At 46.3% G+C, this 17,001-nt stretch carries 12 protein-coding genes; 6 read left to right on the plus strand and 6 right to left on the minus strand.

Going from position 1 to position 17,001, the window contains the following annotated elements; genetic code table 11:
- Positions 1–53: 53 nt before the first annotated feature.
- Positions 54–935, minus strand: coding sequence for a LysR family transcriptional regulator (locus SO_RS08850; RefSeq protein WP_011072017.1), 882 nt, complete (start codon positions 933–935; stop codon positions 54–56).
- Positions 936–1,104: 169 nt separating this feature from the next.
- Here SO_RS08850 and SO_RS08855 point away from each other — a divergent pair, with 169 nt between their 5' ends.
- Both SO_RS08855 and SO_RS08860 read left to right on the plus strand, forming a co-directional pair.
- Positions 1,105–2,355, plus strand: coding sequence for an MFS transporter (locus SO_RS08855; RefSeq protein WP_011072018.1), 1,251 nt, complete (start codon positions 1,105–1,107; stop codon positions 2,353–2,355).
- A gap of 105 nt (positions 2,356–2,460) precedes the next feature.
- On the plus strand, positions 2,461–3,966 hold the full coding sequence (locus SO_RS08860) for an MATE family efflux transporter (protein ID WP_011072019.1): 1,506 nt from the start codon (positions 2,461–2,463) through the stop codon (positions 3,964–3,966).
- Positions 3,967–4,355: 389 nt separating this feature from the next.
- Here SO_RS08860 and SO_RS08865 read toward each other — a convergent pair whose 3' ends face one another.
- Entirely contained in the window at positions 4,356–4,559 is a 204-nt protein-coding gene (locus SO_RS08865) for a DUF2986 domain-containing protein (RefSeq protein ID WP_011072020.1), read from the minus strand.
- 159 nt (positions 4,560–4,718) lie between these two features.
- Here SO_RS08865 and yqfB point away from each other — a divergent pair, with 159 nt between their 5' ends.
- A complete protein-coding gene (yqfB, locus tag SO_RS08870) occupies positions 4,719–5,033 on the plus strand; it encodes a N(4)-acetylcytidine aminohydrolase (RefSeq protein WP_011072021.1) in 315 nt (104 codons plus the stop codon).
- Between the two features lie 56 nt (positions 5,034–5,089).
- Here the strand turns inward: yqfB and SO_RS08875 are convergent, their stop codons facing one another.
- From SO_RS08875 to SO_RS08890, 4 genes are all read right to left on the minus strand, one after another.
- The gene (locus SO_RS08875) at positions 5,090–8,152 is read right to left on the minus strand and encodes an efflux RND transporter permease subunit (protein ID WP_011072022.1); all 3,063 of its coding nucleotides are present in this window, start codon (positions 8,150–8,152) and stop codon (positions 5,090–5,092) included.
- Positions 8,149–11,424, minus strand: a complete 3,276-nt coding sequence (locus SO_RS08880) for an efflux RND transporter permease subunit (protein WP_011072023.1) — start codon at positions 11,422–11,424, stop codon at positions 8,149–8,151. The genes SO_RS08875 and SO_RS08880 overlap by 4 nt, the downstream gene beginning before the upstream one ends.
- A 12-nt stretch (positions 11,425–11,436) precedes the next feature.
- The gene (locus tag SO_RS08885) at positions 11,437–12,501 is read right to left on the minus strand and encodes an efflux RND transporter periplasmic adaptor subunit (protein ID WP_011072024.1); all 1,065 of its coding nucleotides are present in this window, start codon (positions 12,499–12,501) and stop codon (positions 11,437–11,439) included.
- A gap of 284 nt (positions 12,502–12,785) precedes the next feature.
- On the minus strand, positions 12,786–14,072 hold the full coding sequence (locus SO_RS08890; RefSeq protein ID WP_011072025.1) for a citrate synthase: 1,287 nt from the start codon (positions 14,070–14,072) through the stop codon (positions 12,786–12,788).
- Positions 14,073–14,488: 416 nt separating this feature from the next.
- Between SO_RS08890 and sdhC the strand changes: the two genes are divergently transcribed.
- The 3 genes from sdhC to sdhA are packed head-to-tail and all read left to right on the plus strand — an operon-like array spanning position 14,489 to position 16,992.
- Positions 14,489–14,884: a succinate dehydrogenase cytochrome b556 subunit gene (sdhC, locus tag SO_RS08895; RefSeq protein ID WP_011072026.1), complete on the plus strand. Its 396-nt coding sequence runs from the start codon at positions 14,489–14,491 to the stop codon at positions 14,882–14,884.
- The gene (sdhD, locus tag SO_RS08900) at positions 14,878–15,225 is read left to right on the plus strand and encodes a succinate dehydrogenase, hydrophobic membrane anchor protein (protein ID WP_011072027.1); all 348 of its coding nucleotides are present in this window, start codon (positions 14,878–14,880) and stop codon (positions 15,223–15,225) included. Before sdhC ends, sdhD begins: the two co-directional genes overlap by 7 nt.
- Positions 15,226–16,992: a succinate dehydrogenase flavoprotein subunit gene (gene sdhA, locus SO_RS08905; RefSeq protein ID WP_011072028.1), complete on the plus strand. Its 1,767-nt coding sequence runs from the start codon at positions 15,226–15,228 to the stop codon at positions 16,990–16,992.
- Positions 16,993–17,001: the final 9 nt, after the last annotated feature.

Consider the following 17,001-nt stretch of genomic DNA (forward strand, 5'->3'; position numbering starts at 1 on the left):
GGGGTAACCCTGATGAGGGCCGAGATTATCGGCCCTTTTTTATTGGCCGTTTATTATCGATTTTTCATCAAAAATTCCACAAAGGCGCGGTCGGCTTGACTCACGGGGCGCTGCTTTTTCCAGGCGATATGCAGATTTAAAAATACCGGTGGGTCAAAGGGTTTCGCGAGGATGTCATCCTTAGGACTGATAGCCATTTCGAGCACGCTTGTGATACCAAATCCCTGCGACACAATTTGTTTGATCAAGTTAATCAGATTGGTTTCAAAGGCAATATTGGGTTTTTTACCCAAGTCTTTTGCCTGAGAGAGGATCCACTCGCGGTGAAAGTAGCCAGTTTTGAACATTACCAGTTCATGGTCAAAGAAGTCGTTTAAGCTCACAGCGGGAAGCTCTGCGAGTGGATGCTCGGCGCCCATGGCAATAACCATTTGCTCGCGGATCAATAGCTGACTATCAAAGTCGGGTTGCAGATCTTGGGCGGTAATAATGGCGATATCCACTTCTTCCTGTTGCAACATTCGCAGCGCGTCACGGGTGCCGCCCTCAAAGAGGGAAAGCTTTAACTCTGGATATTGATGGCGAAAGGCCATGAGTCGTGAAGGTAGGTAAAAAGAACCCAACATGCCCGGCACGGCAATGCGTACTTCACCTGAGGTCAAATTCGCCATTGCGCGAATTTGCGCTTCGGCCTGTTTAATTTGTTTGAGGATCAAGGTGGCATGTTGGTGTAACACTAAGCCTTCGGCAGTGAGTGCGAGGTGTTTATCGTGCTTATTGCTGGTGCGGTTGATCAGGGTGACGCCAAGGGATAGTTCGAGCCGTTTAATACTTTGGCTTAGCGCGGGTTGCGCCATATTGAGTTTTTTGGCCGCGGCGGTAAAACTGCCAGTAATAGCAAGTGCATCTAAGTGTTTAAGTTGGCGTATATCCATGGTGTGAGCCTCTTACTTGCGCGCTACAATTTGCGATAACCACGTCAGTTATCAATAATTTGGCATAACAAAAATCAATAAAGTCGATATAAATTATCTATTATTGTTATGTTATGCCCAGTGCTAACCTTTGTCTATCTTGAGAGTGATGCGTTAATTGAGGCAAAAAGTGCAAGCCGTGTTAGACACTATTATCGACAATAAACAACGTGATACCCGACTGATGTGGGCCCTATGTGTGGCTTCCGTGGTGGTGTATATCAATTTGTATTTAATGCAGGGTATGTTGCCGCTGCTCGCGGAGCATTTTTCTGTGCCTGGCTCGCAGGCGACGCTCATTCTTTCTGTGACCAGTTTTTCATTGGCATTTTCCCTATTAATTTATGCGGTGGTATCTGACCGTATCGGCCGTCATACGCCGATTGTCGTCAGCCTTTGGTTATTGGCGTTGTCGAATCTGCTGCTGATTTGGGTTGAGGATTTTAACGCGCTTGTATATGTGCGCTTTTTACAAGGCATATTGCTCGCCGCGGTGCCCGCCATTGCGATGGCCTATTTTAAGGAACAACTTTCACCAAGCACTATGCTCAAAGCCGCGGGCATTTATATTATGGCCAACAGCATAGGGGGTATTGCTGGGCGTTTACTTGGCGGGGTGATGTCACAATTTTTATCTTGGCAAGAGTCCATGTGGTTGTTGTTTTTAGTCACGCTCGCAGGCGTTGCCTTGACGAACTATTTATTGCCTTCAGGCGCGGATGCGAAGGTGATGTCGGGCGGTCAAACCTCGTCACCGTCACGCTCAAAACGGGCTCGGCTATTACAGGATTTTTACGGTTTTAGCCACCATCTAACCGATCCGCAAATGCGTTTAGCCTATGCCATTGGTGGGATCACTTTTATGATGATGGTGAACCAATTTAGCTTTATTCAGTTGCATTTGATGGCTGCTCCCTATGAGTGGAGCCGTTTCCAAGCGACCTTGATTTTTTTGTGTTATTCCAGTGGCACTGTGGCCTCCTATTTTACTGCTAAGTGGCTGGCAAAATTTGGTCAGCACAAGTTATATCAATGGTCTTGGTGTTTGATGCTGTTGGGCAGTTTATTGACCCTGTTTGATACTACATTGACCATTTGCATGGGCTTTTTGATGACAGCTTGTGGGTTTTTCTTAACCCACAGTTGCTGTAACTCTTTTGTGGCGATGCGCGCAAGCCGCGATCGCGCCAAGGCGACTTCGCTGTATCTGTGTTGCTATTACTTAGGCGCCGCCTTAGGTGGGCCATATTTGATGCTGTTTTGGCATAAAGCCGAGTGGCAAGGGGTGGTGATGGGTTCGTTAACACTGCTTGCGTTAATCGCATTGTCAATCACTCGCCTGCGTTATCACCAAACGAAGATGAGCCCAATTGCGGTATAGGCTGCTTTAGTGCTTGACCTTAATACCCATAGATGACTATAAAAGCAAAGGCCAACAATTCTCTGTTGGCCTTTGCTTTTGCAATGACTAAGGTAAAACAACCCCATGACCCAAGCTAAGTTTGTTGAAGGTTCGATTCTTCGCCATATTCTTGTGATGAGTTCGACCGCCGCCGTGGGGATTTCAGCATTATTTGTGGTCGATTTACTCGATATTTTCTTCTTAAGCTTATTGGGCGAACATGAATTAGCCGCAGCAGTAGGTTATGCGGGCAGTATTTCGTTTTTTACCACCTTAATTGGTATCGGCCTCTCCATTGCCCTCGGGGCGTTGGTGTCTCGCTCTATCGGCGCCAAGGATGTCGAGTTAGCTAAACGCCTATTGCTCAACAGTGCGGTGGTGACCACGTTAATCAGTGTGTTCGTAAGCATTGTAGTGACGACTTTTATTCCTGAATTAGTCACGCTTGTTGGTGCGAGCGGTCATACTGCTGAGCTTGCAGAGAGTTATCTGTATATTCTAGTGCCTTCATTACCTTTTATCTGCCTTGCGATGGCCCTTGGCGGCGCGCTGCGATCAGTTGGGGATGCAAAGCTTTCGATGATGTCAACCCTCGCGGGTGGCGGCGTTAATGCCGTGCTTGATCCTATTTTTATCTTCTTGTTTGCCATGGGGATTGAAGGGGCTGCATTGGCATCGGTCTTGGCGCGGATTACGGTATTTGTCATTGCTGGGCGTGGTGTTATGGTGAAACATCAACTCCTCGGCAAGTTTAATCGCAGCGATTTTAAGGCCGATCTTAAACCGATTTTTGCGATTGCAGGACCTGCCATTCTCACTAACATTGCCACGCCAATTGGCAATGCGTTTGTTACTCGGGCGATTGCGGATTTTGGGGATGCCTACGTGGCGGGCTGGGCGGTGCTTGGCAGGTTGGTGCCTGTTACCTTTGGGATGATTTTTGCCTTATCAGGTGCCATTGGGCCTATTGTTGGGCAAAACTTTGGGGCAGGACGATTCGATAGGGTGCGCGAAAGTTTAACGAAGGCCATTCAATTTTGTACCTTGTATGTGGTGGTGATGTCGTTACTTTTGTTCTTACTTAAATCGCAGATCGTCAGTTTGTTTGATATGAAGGGCGATAGTGCGGCGCTTATTGAGTTTTTCTGCAGCTATATTGCGGTGTTTTTTATCTTCTCAGGCATTTTATTTGTCGCAAACGCTTCCTTTAATAATTTGGGTAAGGCCAAATATTCCACCTTGTTTAATGTGGGCAAGGCGACTTTAGGTACTGTCCCCTTTGTCTATGTTGGCGCACAGTTGGGCGGGGTTTACGGTGTGCTTATCGGCCAGGTCATTGGTTCTATTCTGTTCGGTGTTGTAGGTGTATGGGTTGCCTATCGCTTAGTCGACAAGGTTGTGTTGACATCGACCGGGCATGGTGTTGTTAGTTTAGCAACCGATGCGGACGAATTGATGACTGATACGGTGGCTCCGAGTGCGACTAGCCCACTTTCATCCTCCTGCGCGCAAATGGCGCAATTAACGGAAGAGCAAGAAATGGAGCCTGTTTTACCCTTAATAGGGCAACAGGATAATTCGAGGCGTTAATGTATTTAATGAGCAACGAATTGCTAGGGCGTGTTGACGTTTCAGGGTTATTTTTGCAGCAATTTGGCTGGCGTTTATGCAAGGCAAAGTCCGTGCTGTGTAGTTATTCTACATAAACGGACGATAACGCAGCAGAAACGTCAGCCAAATGCTGCCCGAAGGGTTCGTCTGGCAAGCCCTTGCTCTTACTTTCTGTCATAAGAGCAGCTCGTCATTTGAGTAGAATAACTACACATCATTCCTCGTTTCGCGAGCACGAGCTTGCCAGAACGAACAAAATTTAATCTCGAAACGTCAACACGCCCTAGTTAAAATAAAAATGCCACAGTCTGGCTGTGGCATCGCTCGTTTGTCTTATTGGCACATAAGCTTGTTTTCATTAAACAATATTATTGCTCAGTTGTTGCGTCCTGTTGCTCATCTGCTTCTGTTCCTACTTCTGCAGCCGCAGCAAGTGCTGCGATCTTGGCGCGTTCTGCCTTAGAGATATAGCCAGATTTTGCGGGTGCGCCAATGGTGGCTGGATCGACTTTATTCAGTCTGGCTTTAGCACGTTTCGCAATTTTTTTGATGATCTTTTGTTTCTTGTTCATAAAGTCTCTAATGTCGTTCGCACCCGCTAAGCGCAGGAATATGAGGCCAATGGCTCAATTGAGGTCGAATTCTAACTTAAATAGCGCAAACTGACCATGTTTTGCTGTATTTTGTGCGTGCTATCTGTATTTGTGACGGGATAAATAGAGGGATTAACTTTGTTGACTGAGATTACTTTTTTTGAACGCTTTGAGCACGATATTTTGATGGGGAAGAAAACGATTACGTTGCGAAATGAGGCTGAATCCCATGTGATACCGGGCCAGATTCTTCCCGTGTCGACTTTCGAAACCCACCGTTGGTTTTGTGATATCCAAGTGTTGGAAGTGACGCCAATTACACTGTCTGGACTCACGACGTTGCATGCCCAACAAGAAAATATGACTTTAGCTGAACTGCGACTGGTGATTGCCGAGATTTACCCCGACCTTGAACAGTTATATATGATACGTTTTAAGGTGTTAACAAAATAATAAAAGGCTGCGATGCAGCCTTTTCATCTTCGGTGTCAAGCTAACCTTTCATATCGTTATCTGGCCGTCCAGGGTAACAGTTTTTGGGCGAAGCGATGCGATTCACCCAGTTGTAACACGGCGCGGTAACGCATTCTATAAAGCAGCTGATAACATAACGGCACCAAATATAGGCTCGTCAAGGTTGAGAAAGACAAACCGCCGATAATCGCTATCGCCATCGGATAGTAGGGCGGGCCGCCGCCACCAATTTGGGTATCGTCCATGGCCAATGGTACAAGGCCCAGAACCGTGGTTCCAACCGTCATTAACACCGGACGCAAACGGGTAATACACACTTCGCGAATGGTGTCCGAAAGCTTATCGAGTTCGGGCGTCATTTGGTTGATTTGATCGACCAAGACGATACCGTTATTCACCACAACCCCCATTAAAATCAGGATACCGATCATCGCCATGACTGACATAGGCGTGCCTGTGAGCAGTAACGCCCAAAAGACACCTGTAATAGAGAACAGGATTGAGGTAATAATCGCTGTGGGTAATAACAAGGACTCGAATAATGCCGCCATTACAATATAAATCATGGCAATGGCAAGCAGCATATTGATGACCATGATGCTCTGATCTTCTTCTTGTCGCTCAAAACCGCCCCGAAGTGAATAGTTGTAACCATCAGGAAAGCTAACATTTTCCATGACTTGCTTTATTTTCGTTTGCGCTTCTTCCGTGGTGAGATTATCTAGGTTTGCTCCGATAGAGAGCGAGGTCTGACGATTATAGTGCTTAATGGTATCGAATCTGGGTTGGATTTCGATACTAGCAAGATTATCAAGCGTATAAAGGCGCTGATCGATTCGCACTACCGGCAATTGCTTAAGCTTATCGAGGGATTTTTGCCATTCCTTCTCATAGGCCATTTCGATACGCAGTTCCCCGCTCGGGTCGTGCCTAAATGAGCGCAGTGGTGTTCCTCTTAGTGCCATTGAAATGCTGGAAGCCACTTCGTTCAGTTTTAAATCCAACCTTGCCGCCATTTGCCTATTAATGCGGATCACCACTTCCTGCTGAGCGCCATTGACTTCAGATCGTACATCCACTAACCCTTTGATATTCTTTAGTAGTGGTAATACTTGTTCACTCAAATGTATAAGTTCGGAGGTTGAGCGTCCAGTGAGCGTGACGCGTACGCCCGAGTTATCGTCACCCCAGCCGAATTGGGGTTTGGCGATGGAGTACTTAGGAAAGCCACTGCGAATCTTTTGCTTCAGTTCATCAAGCGGCATGGGCAGGTCTTTTTTCAGCAAGATCACCGATGAAGCATCGTCAGGGGCATAGTAGCTATACACAGTATCAATATGGAATTGCTCTTTATTCTTATAAAGATAATCTTCCATTTGATTTACCATTGCTTCTGTCACATTGAGATTATGGCGACCTTCAACTTGATAGTTGATGTAAATCCGCTCCTTACTTTGGCTATCTTCCTGATCCTGTTTCACCATCGATATCGGCAGGGCAGTTGAAGCAAGGATCGCTATTGAAATCAGCCCTGAACGCCAAGGTCTGATAAGTACCCAATTGAGACTACGATTGTAGAAATTTTGCAATTTACCGGTGGTATTATCTGGCTCAATATCGAAGTGGAACTTGGTTAACATTAATGGAATTAATGTTTTAGCGACCAACAGTGATGCAGCCAGCGAAATACAAATCGCAATCGCCACATGCTCAAGGAAAATGGTGAGTTGGACTTTGACGCCAAAAATATTGGGTAAAAACACAATCGCCGTGGTCAAGGTGCCCGCAAGCACTGCAAGACTCACCTTATCGACTCCTGTCATTACAGCGTTTTCATTGTCTTGGGGATTCGAATTGACAGAGTTACCTTGTTTTTCTTGTAGTACACTTTCGGTGACCACTACCGCGTTATCGATGAGCATACCCACAGCCAGCAGTAAGCCCATCATCGACAGAATATTTAAGCTGTAACCGAGCAGATACATGGCGGCCAATGTCATACCGATGGAAATCGGTACTGATGACACCACAATCATGGTCATTTTGAAATTTCTAAGAAATAGATACAGTATGATAAATGATAACAGGGCGCCCACTAATCCAGAAAGCAGTAGATCCGTTAGGGAAGACTTCACTCCGGATGCTTGATCTTCCATAATAAACAAGCGAATACCTTGAAATTGTTGGTCTTGTTTGGCCTGTTCAATCACCTTAAGCACACGATCAGACACTTCCACCAAGTTTGCACCAGACTCCTTAAACACATCCAGACCCACAGCATAGTGTTGGTCTAGATGACGTCCTTCGCTACGCTCAGGCAGGGAAAACTGCACATCAGCCACATCGCCTAAGGTTAAGCCTGGAACTAATACTAATGCCTTTATATCTTCAAGATTTCTAAACTCGCCCTTAGGTGAAACTTGATAAACTAAGTTGCTTTCCCTTAAGGTTCCAGCACTTAATACAAAGTTTTCGCGGGCGAGACGAGCTTGTAATTCCGTTGCTGAAAAACCACTTGCAGCCAAACGGTTGGCATTGATCCGCACCTCTATCTGTTTTTGCTCTACACCATAGAGGCTCACCTTAGAGACGCCTTCGACCCGCTCCAATGGCCGTTTTAACTGTTTATCGAGCAAATCGAATGCCCCAGAAAGCTCGCGGTCGCTCGAAATGCGTATGGTCAAAACGGGCATATCGGCCGTAGAAAATTGGCGGATAAATACCCGTTCAACATCCCTTGGTAATAAATGCCGTACCGCGTCGATTTTTTCCCGCGCTTCTAAACTTTTCGTCGCAACGTTTTCGCCCCATTTCATATTGATTTCGATCTCTGCACCTTCTTGAGAAGACTCAGATTCGAGCTCATCAATACCGCCCATGGTGGCGAGTGACTCTTCGAGTACCTTAGTAATATCGCGTTCGACCTCCGCGGGTGTAGAGCCTTTGTAAGGCACTTGCACTACAATCTGCGGAATATCGATACCAGGGAACATTTCTAGTGGCAACAGGCGGCTAGATGCCAGACCAAACAGCAAGATAGCAAAGAAAAACATGCTGGTGGTGACAGGGAGTTTTATCGCTAAACGAGTGAGGTTCATGGGCGAGTCTCCACAGTTAGCGTTGTTGCGTCTTGCTCTGCTGTAGAAACAATGTTTGTATGATCAAACTTTTTACGGTCAAACATGGCATAGAGCACAGGGATCACAATCAGGGTCAAAAGCGTCGATAGGCTTAGACCAAAGATAACTGTGATCGCCATTGGTGCTCGGACTTCAGCACCATCGCCTAGCCCTAACGCCATGGGCAGTAGACCTAATACTGTGGTGAGGGTCGTCATCATAATCGGGCGAAGACGGGATTTGGCCGCAACTCTAATGGCTTCAAGCTTTTCCACGCCCTCTGAACGTAACTGATTTATCCTATCCACTAACACGATGGCGTTATTGACAACTATCCCCGCGAGCATAATCAGGCCAATAAATACCACCACACTCAAATGGGTTTGGGTGATATATAGGCCAAGAACGCTACCCGCGAGTGCCATTGGCACGGCGACTAAAATCAGTAATGGATGCAGCAATGATTCAAATTGGCTTGCCATCACTAAGTAAACTAAGAACACAGCAAGGATCAACGCAATTTTAAGTGATTGGAATGAATGTTCCATTTCTTCATTCTGACCACCAAAGCGGGCTTGAACTGATGTTGGCAACACCTGTGCCGCTAGAATTTGCTGCGCATCGGCCACTGCATCACTTAAATCGCCGTAGGCAAGGTTGGCCGACACTAAGGCAACCCTTTGTTGGCTGATACGATTTATCGCCGATGGGCCTAATTGCAGTGATACTTCGGCCACCGCGCTAAGAGCAATCGGCTGAGAGCTATCAGGGTTAATGATTAAAGTATCGATATCGCTGATTTGGTCCCGCTCATCCAGTTGACTCCGAACGAGGATATCAATCTTACGATCACGAACCGTGTATTGACTGGCGACAGTGCCACCAACGCGTTGTGCAATGCGATTTGCAACCGTGGGGGCATCCATACCTAATGCCGCTAAACGAGCATGGTCGAAACGGATGCTCAGCTCTGGCTGACCATCACGCAGACTGGTATTGATATCGGCAAAGCGATCAGAAGCTGAAAGTGCGTTAACTAAGCTGTCAGCACTGCGTTTTAGTAAGGCTAAATCGTAACCTGTTAGCTCAATTTCAAGTGGCGTTTTAAAGCTAAAGAGTTCTGGTTGCTCGATTTTGGCTTCAAGTGCTGGAATGCGTCGAGCGGTATCTCGCAGTACTTGAGTCACTTGATGATAGGCGCTGTGATCCACAAGCTCGACCTGTAAACGCCCCCAATTCTCACCGCCGCGGGCGGTATCTGAGGTCATTAAACCACCGCTACCGGCTTGGCTATAGGCATGTTTGACTTCGGGCCTGTCTTTAATCGATAACGCGAGCTGCTGCAGTATCCTATCGGTTTCACCCACGGCGGTACCAGGAGGTAACAAGATCTCAACATAGAATTCCCCTTGGTTCATCGGTGGAATTAATTCCATACCCAGACGAGGAAGCAGGCTAATACAAGCGCCTGTGATCCCAGTTGTCAGTAGTAAGGTAGCGAGTTGTTTACGTAGCGCTATTGCAAGGAGCTTGTGATAGATGGACTCAGTACTATGGTACACAAAATTAAAGCCACTGCTTAAAGGGCGCATTATCAAACCAAGCAGCCAAGAGAAGAAGCGGCCAATAATTAACACAAAGGTGAGTAAGGCACTCGGCAAGTAATTAAATAACAAAACAATTGGGAAGGAAAACACGGTCGCACTATAGTGTTTTAATTTACCAAGTTTAGTGGTTGGTTTCTCCTTGGGGGTTTTCTTCATAAGCTCAGGCAAGATCTTAAATCCTTCCCGTGAGGCCAGCATTGGAATCGAGGTTAACGCAACCAGCAAGGAGGCCAAGAGAGCAAAGGTCACTGTTAAAGCTTGATCTGAAAAGAGGGCACCGGCAATCCCATCGACAAATACTAAGGGAACAAACACCGCAAGCGTTGTCATCGTCGAGGCGAAAATCGCGCCTGCAACCTCCTTAGTCCCCGTAACCGCGGCATCCAATTTACTCATACCTTCACTGCGGCAGCGGTCGATGTTTTCGAGTACTACAATCGCGTTGTCAACCAACAGACCAATCGCCAGTGCAATACCGCCTAATGACATGATGTTTAAGCTGATATCGGCAAAGTACATCATGTTAAACGTTGCAATCACTGAGAAGGGGATTGAGATAGAGATAATCAGTGTCGGGATAATATTGCGTAGGAACAAATAAATCACCAGCATGGCTAACACACTGCCCATGAGCGCTGAAGAGGTGACTTCACTGACGGCACTCTCAATAAATTCTGATTGATCGTAAATCACTTCCAGTTTGTTTTGCTGAGGATCTTTGTTGATCTTCACCAGCTCATCACGCAATTTTTTGGCGACCGCGACAGTGTTAGCGTCGCCTTCTTTATAGATAGCCAGTTCAATCGATTCCTGACTACCAATGCGAGTGATATCGCTGCGCTCTTTATAGGCATCGGTAATGGTGGCGACTTCAAACAGGCGCACTAAGGTTTGTGCATCGCGATAGACGATAACTTGCCCTAGTTCATCTAAGGAATTGAACTGATTAAGGGTACGTACCAGATATTCGCGATCCCCCTGGATAACTTTACCTGCCGAGAGATTGATGTTTTCCTCATTGATACGACGCTTAATGTCATCCGCGTTCAAATTGAGTTGCGACAGTTTTTCTTGATTAAGCTGAATATGAACTTCTTGCTCTAAACCGCCGGATAAACGCACCGCAGCCACGCCTGAGAGTGCCTCTAAACGGCGTTTAAGCTCTTCTTCAGCGTAGGTACGCATCTGCTTGAGCTCGGCTTCAGAGGCATTAGGTACCGACAACGCGAGGCGCATAATAGGATCAAGGTTAGGGTTAAAGCGCAGCAACAGGGGCTTTTTCACATCCAGCGGCAGGGCGATAGTATCGAGCTTTTCACGTACATCTAAGCTCGCCATATCCATGGTGGTGCCCCATTCAAACTCGAGCACCACATCTGACATGCCTGAGCGAGAAATCGAGCTGATTTTACGTAAACCTTTAACCACGCCGACGGCTTCTTCAATCGGTTTAGAGACAAGTTGCTCAACTTCAACGGGGGCCGCGCCGTCGTACATGGTGCGGATCGTCAGGGTGGGATAGCTTAAATCGGGAAGGAGTTTGACCGCTAAGCGTGAAAATCCCACCATACCAAATAACATAATGGCCAGCATGAACATCCATACCGTGACTGGCCGTTTAACAGAGGTGCTGATGATTGACATGAAAGACTCCTATCAGTTTTTCGCTGAGGCCAAATCGAGTGGAGTAATGACTTCAACTAAGGACTGGTCTTTCAAATTTTGCTGACCGCGGGTGACGACGACCTCGCCAGGTTTGATACCGGACACAATTTCGACAGCGTCACCTTCGCGGTAGCCAATTTCGACTTCGCGGCGGTTGGCATTAGTACCGGCAATCACATATAGTGCTTGCTTATTGTCTTGATTAATGAGGGCGCTATAGGGCACGGTAATGACATTTTCATGGGTGTCATATTTCAGTTCGACCCGTGTGAACATGCCTGCTTTTAAGCGTGCATCTTGATTGGGGACAGCTAAAGTGACTTTAAAGGTACCACTTTGTGGATCAACGACTGGGCTGATACGTAACACTTTCGCGTTAATTGCATTTTTACTTTGTTGATTGCTAAAGACTTGAGCTTCTTGACCTAAGCGCAAACTGGTTAATTGCTGCTCTGGCAAATGCACAATGCCGTGCAGTTCATCTTGATTTACGATGTAGAACAAATCGCCGAATTCTTTTGCCATATTTCCCGCTTTCACATAACGCTTGGCAATAATGCCATCAATTGGTGAAACCACGTGGCTTTCTTTCACTTGCAACTCGGCAAGATCCCGTCTAGCAATGGCTGCTTGTAAGTTGTATTCAAGCTTGGCCATAGAATCGGCACTGATAAACTCTTTATTGTTCATTTTCTTTAAGCGGTTTAACTCTTGCTCGATAATTTTGACCTCGGCTTCTGAACGGTCTAAATCATATTGCTGACGTTTAGCATCAATAATGGCCAGACTTTGTCCTTTTTTTACACGATCGCCTTCTTCCACATTTATAACTTCAATGAGGCCTGCAATGCGGCTCACCACGTTGGCTTCCTGTGGTGCTTCAAGGGTGGCTGTGGTGCTATAAAAAGATGAGACATTTCCCTGAATGACGGTGGTGGTTTCAACGGGAATGGCATATTTTTCTTCTTTTTTAGCCACTTCCTCTTCACCACAAGCCGCCAACATTGACACTAATAGTACGGGCAGGGCGAACTTCACAATTTTAGACTTTTCCATAAGAGTGTTACCTATTGTTTGAATTTCACTAATGAATGCTTCAGCATAAATCGTGCCATTTTGTAACGTACTGTTTTGTAGCTTAAATTTAGATTAATGGTGATTACGCACTATGTGGAATACGCTAAATGTAGCTAAAAAGTTTAAAAAGTGATGAAAAATGCTAAATAAGTTTTCATCAAGGATAACAGTACACCCAATAAGTAAGGTAGTTATCGCCGGCAACAAAAGAAAAAGCCAATAAAAAAGCGCCCTAGGGCGCTTTGAATCGATAAATGCAGTGTTTAGCGTTTATCTAAGTCGACGAAATCACGGGCCGTCTCGCCAGTATAAAGCTGACGTGGGCGGCTGATTTTGTGACCAGGTTGATCCAACATTTCTTTCCAGTGAGCAATCCAACCGACTGTACGCGATAATGCAAACAGGACAGTGAACATGCTGGTAGGAATACCAATGGCTTTCATGATGATGCCAGAGTAGAAATCGACGTTTGGATAGAGTTTCTTCGAAATGAAGTACTCATCTTCAAGCGCGATACGCTCAAGTTCCATCGCAACATCTAATAACGGATCTTGTACTTTCAGCTCTTTTAGGACTTCGTGGCAGGTTTCACGCATGACTTTGGCACGTGGGTCAAAGTTTTTGTAAACACGGTGGCCAAAGCCCATTAAGCGGAATGGGTCGTTCTTGTCTTTCGCACGGGCGATAAATTCAGGAATACGGTCAACAGAACCGATTTCTTCTAGCATTTGTAGACAAGCTTCGTTTGCGCCGCCGTGTGCAGGGCCCCATAGAGAAGCAATACCCGCAGCGATACACGCAAATGGATTCGCGCCTGAAGAACCCGCTAAACGCACGGTTGAGGTTGAGGCGTTTTGTTCGTGATCAGCATGCAGTATGAAGATACGATCCATTGCACGTTCAACAATTGGGTTTACCTTGTACTCTTCACAAGGAACTGCAAACATCATGCTCAAGAAGTTGCCTGCATAGCTTAAGTCATTGCGTGGGTACACGAATGGCTGGCCAGAAGAGTACTTGTAGCACATTGCGGCAATCGTTGGCATTTTGGAGACTAGGCGATAAGCGGCGATTTCGCGGTGGCGAGGATCGTTGACATCGAGTGAGTCTTGATAAAATGCAGACAATGCACCAGTAACACCACACAACATCGCCATAGGATGAGCATCACGACGGAAGCCTCTAAAGAAGAAGGCGATTTGCTCATGCACCATAGTATGGGTTTTTACTGTGTGTACAAATTCAGCATATTGCTCTTTCGTCGGCAGTTCACCGTAAAGCAGCAGATAACACAGGTCTAGGTAATCGGAGTCAACGGCAAGTTGCTCGATTGGATAGCCGCGGTGTAACAATATACCTTGATCACCATCAATGTAGGTTATTGCAGATTCGCAGGAGGCTGTCGCAAGAAAACCCGGATCAAAAGTGAAGTAACCTTTGCTGCCAAGTTTACTGATATCGATTACGTCAAAACCAGCGGATCCTTGCTTTACTGGCAACTCTATCGAGTCGTTCCCTGGTAATTCTAATTTGGCTTTTAAATCAGCCATACCCCGTTCTCCTTACTTCGTTCTTATCTGTGAGTGCGGCATGTCAAACCGCCATTACTTTACAGCCATTCTAGATCACATTTCAATTTAAATAAGCGTTTAAATTTGTTAGACCATGGTATAAAACACTTTACTTTCCTTGTCGCAGCTGGCACTTACGCGAAAATTTTCTTAAAAAAACAAAATTTGCATTCTGTGATGTTTGTATTTGACATTTCCCACGAGTATACTTGCCTCCGCCAAATAATGGCTGCAAACGATGATGTAAAAACACCCTTTGTTTACATGTTAAATGAGTGAGTGTTCAAATAGTTATCCGTTTGTTCAAACTTTGCTTTTGTGTTTACTTTTGCTGTGATTAATCCCTCAGTTTAACGTTTGTACAAAAGCGGTTCACATAACAAAAAAAATGCTCAATGGAGCTGAGTGAGCAGAACGTGAAAAAGCAAAGACCTGTCCATTTAGATCTGCAGACCATTCGCTTTCCTGCAACAGCGATTGTGTCAATTCTTCACCGTGTGTCCGGTGTCATCATGCTATTCGCTGTTGGCATTCTTATTTGGTTGCTAAATTCATCTTTAGCCTCCGCTGAAAGTTTCGCAGGCGTACAATCTCTGTTTGATAACTTTGTTGTGAAGTTCATCATGTGGGGCATTTTGACTGCACTGACCTTCCATTTATTCGGTGGCCTGCGCCACTTAGTGATGGATACGGGTCGTTGGGAAGAGTTAGCTTCGGGCACCGCCTCAGCGAAAGCTGTATTTGTGTTAACGGTAGCCTTTTCAATTTTAGCGGGGTTATGGGTATGGTAACCAATGCAGCAAGTTTTGGACGCAGTGGTGTTCATGACTTTATTCTACTACGCGCTAGTGCAGTAATCCTCGCCTGTTACACCATTTTCATGGTTGGCTTTATTGCATGTAGTTCCCCTCTCACCTATGACGCTTGGCATGGCCTCTTCAGCGCTCTGCCTATGAAAGTGTTTACACTGCTTACGCTGGTTGCACTGCTTGTTCACGCTTGGATTGGTGTATGGCAAGTATTGACGGATTACGTCAAGTGCACATCGTTACGCGGTGTTTTACAGTTCACCTTTGTCGTTACCGTTTTCTGCTATTTAGCGGCCGGCATTGTTATTGTGTGGGGTGTCTAAGTGAGTATTCCAGTACGCGAATTTGATGCTGTAGTGATCGGCGCCGGTGGTGCGGGTATGCGTGCAGCACTACAGATTTCTAAAGAAGGTAAGAGCTGTGCGCTTTTATCTAAAGTTTTCCCAACTCGTTCTCATACTGTGTCTGCGCAGGGTGGTATCACAGTTGCGCTGGGTAACGCCCATGAAGACCATTGGGAACAACACATGTACGATACCGTAAAAGGTTCCGACTTCATCGGTGACCAAGACGCTATCGAATTTATGTGTCAAACCGGTCCAGAAGCCATTATTGAACTTGAGCACATGGGTTTACCATTCTCTCGTTTCGATAACGGTAAGATTTACCAACGTCCCTTCGGTGGTCAATCTAAAAACTTTGGTGGTGAACAAGCGGCACGTACCGCAGCAGCGGCCGACCGTACAGGTCACGCACTGCTTCACTGCTTATACCAACAGAACGTCAAACACAAAACACAAGTGTTTTCTGAGTGGTATGCCCTCGATTTAGTCAAAAACCAAGACGGTGCCATCGTAGGCTGTACTGCGATTGAAATCGAGACTGGTGAAATTGTTTACTTCAAAGCCAAAGCCACTGTGTTAGCAACAGGCGGTGCAGGTCGTATCTACGCATCAACCACAAACGCACACATTAATACTGGTGACGGTGTCGGTATGGCAATGCGTGCTGGCGTTCAGATGCAAGATATGGAAATGTGGCAATTCCACCCAACCGGTATCGCTGGTGCTGGTGTACTTGTGACTGAAGGTTGTCGTGGTGAAGGTGGTTACCTACTAAACAAAGACGGCGAGCGTTTCATGGAGCGTTATGCACCAAACGCGAAGGATTTGGCATCTCGTGACGTGGTTGCACGTTCTATGATGACCGAAATCCGTGAAGGTCGTGGTTTAGATGGCCCATTAGGCCCACACTGCTTACTGAAACTCGATCACTTAGGTAAAGAGACCTTAGAAGCCCGTCTACCAGGCGTGTGTGAATTATCTCGTACCTTCGCTCACATCGATCCGGCCGATGGTCCAATCCCAGTATTACCAACTTGTCACTATATGATGGGTGGTCTGCCGACTAAGGTGAGTGGTCAGGTTATTCGTAAGAATACTGATGGTACTGAGCAAGACGTAGTCGGTCTGTTTGCTGTTGGTGAGATTGCCTGTGTATCTGTGCACGGTGCTAACCGCTTAGGCGGTAACTCATTGCTCGACCTAGTGGTCTTTGGCCGCGCCGCTGGTCAACACTTAGGTAAAGCGCTCGATGAGACTGCGGATCCTAAGGATGCCACTGATGCCGACATCCAAGCTTCTCTGGCACGTTTACAACGCTGGGAAAGCAATAAAGATGGTGAAGATCCAGTGCAAATCCGTAAGGATTTACAACTTTGCATGCAATTAAACTTCTCAGTATTCCGTCGTGGCGATGCAATGGCTGAAGGTTTAGAGCAGTTAAAAGCCATCCGTAAGCGTTTAGAAAATGCTAAGTTGTCTGATAACTCTCGCGAGTTTAACACCCAACGTATCGAGTGTTTAGAATTGGACAACCTGATGGCGACGGCGATTGCTACCGCTTATGCTGCTAACTTCCGTACAGAGAGCCGCGGTGCTCACTCACGTGAAGATTATTTAGAGCGTGACGATGAAAACTGGTTATGTCACAGTCTGTTTGACCCAGTGACAGAAACCATGGACCGTCGTGCTGTGAATATGGCACCTAAGTTGCGTGAAGCCTTCCCGCCGAAGAAACGTACCTACTAGTAGGAGTTG

This window comes from Shewanella oneidensis MR-1, assembly GCF_000146165.2.
In the GTDB taxonomy this organism is placed as follows: Bacteria; Pseudomonadota; Gammaproteobacteria; order Enterobacterales; family Shewanellaceae; genus Shewanella; species Shewanella oneidensis.

Excerpts from the sequence above, each read along its gene's own strand:
- SO_RS08850 (WP_011072017.1), bottom strand. The coding sequence starts at position 935 with ATGGATATACGCCAACTTAAACACTTAGATGCACTTGCTATTACTGGC.
- SO_RS08860 (WP_011072019.1), top strand. The coding sequence starts at position 2,461 with ATGACCCAAGCTAAGTTTGTTGAAGGTTCGATTCTTCGCCATATTCTT.
- SO_RS08865 (WP_011072020.1), bottom strand. The coding sequence starts at position 4,559 with ATGAACAAGAAACAAAAGATCATCAAAAAAATTGCGAAACGTGCTAAA.
- SO_RS08875 (WP_011072022.1), bottom strand. The coding sequence starts at position 8,152 with ATGAACCTCACTCGTTTAGCGATAAAACTCCCTGTCACCACCAGCATG.
- SO_RS08880 (WP_011072023.1), bottom strand. The coding sequence starts at position 11,424 with ATGTCAATCATCAGCACCTCTGTTAAACGGCCAGTCACGGTATGGATG.
- SO_RS08885 (WP_011072024.1), bottom strand. The coding sequence starts at position 12,501 with ATGGAAAAGTCTAAAATTGTGAAGTTCGCCCTGCCCGTACTATTAGTG.
- SO_RS08890 (WP_011072025.1), bottom strand. The coding sequence starts at position 14,072 with ATGGCTGATTTAAAAGCCAAATTAGAATTACCAGGGAACGACTCGATA.
- sdhC (WP_011072026.1), top strand. The coding sequence starts at position 14,489 with ATGGAGCTGAGTGAGCAGAACGTGAAAAAGCAAAGACCTGTCCATTTA.
- sdhD (WP_011072027.1), top strand. The coding sequence starts at position 14,878 with ATGGTAACCAATGCAGCAAGTTTTGGACGCAGTGGTGTTCATGACTTT.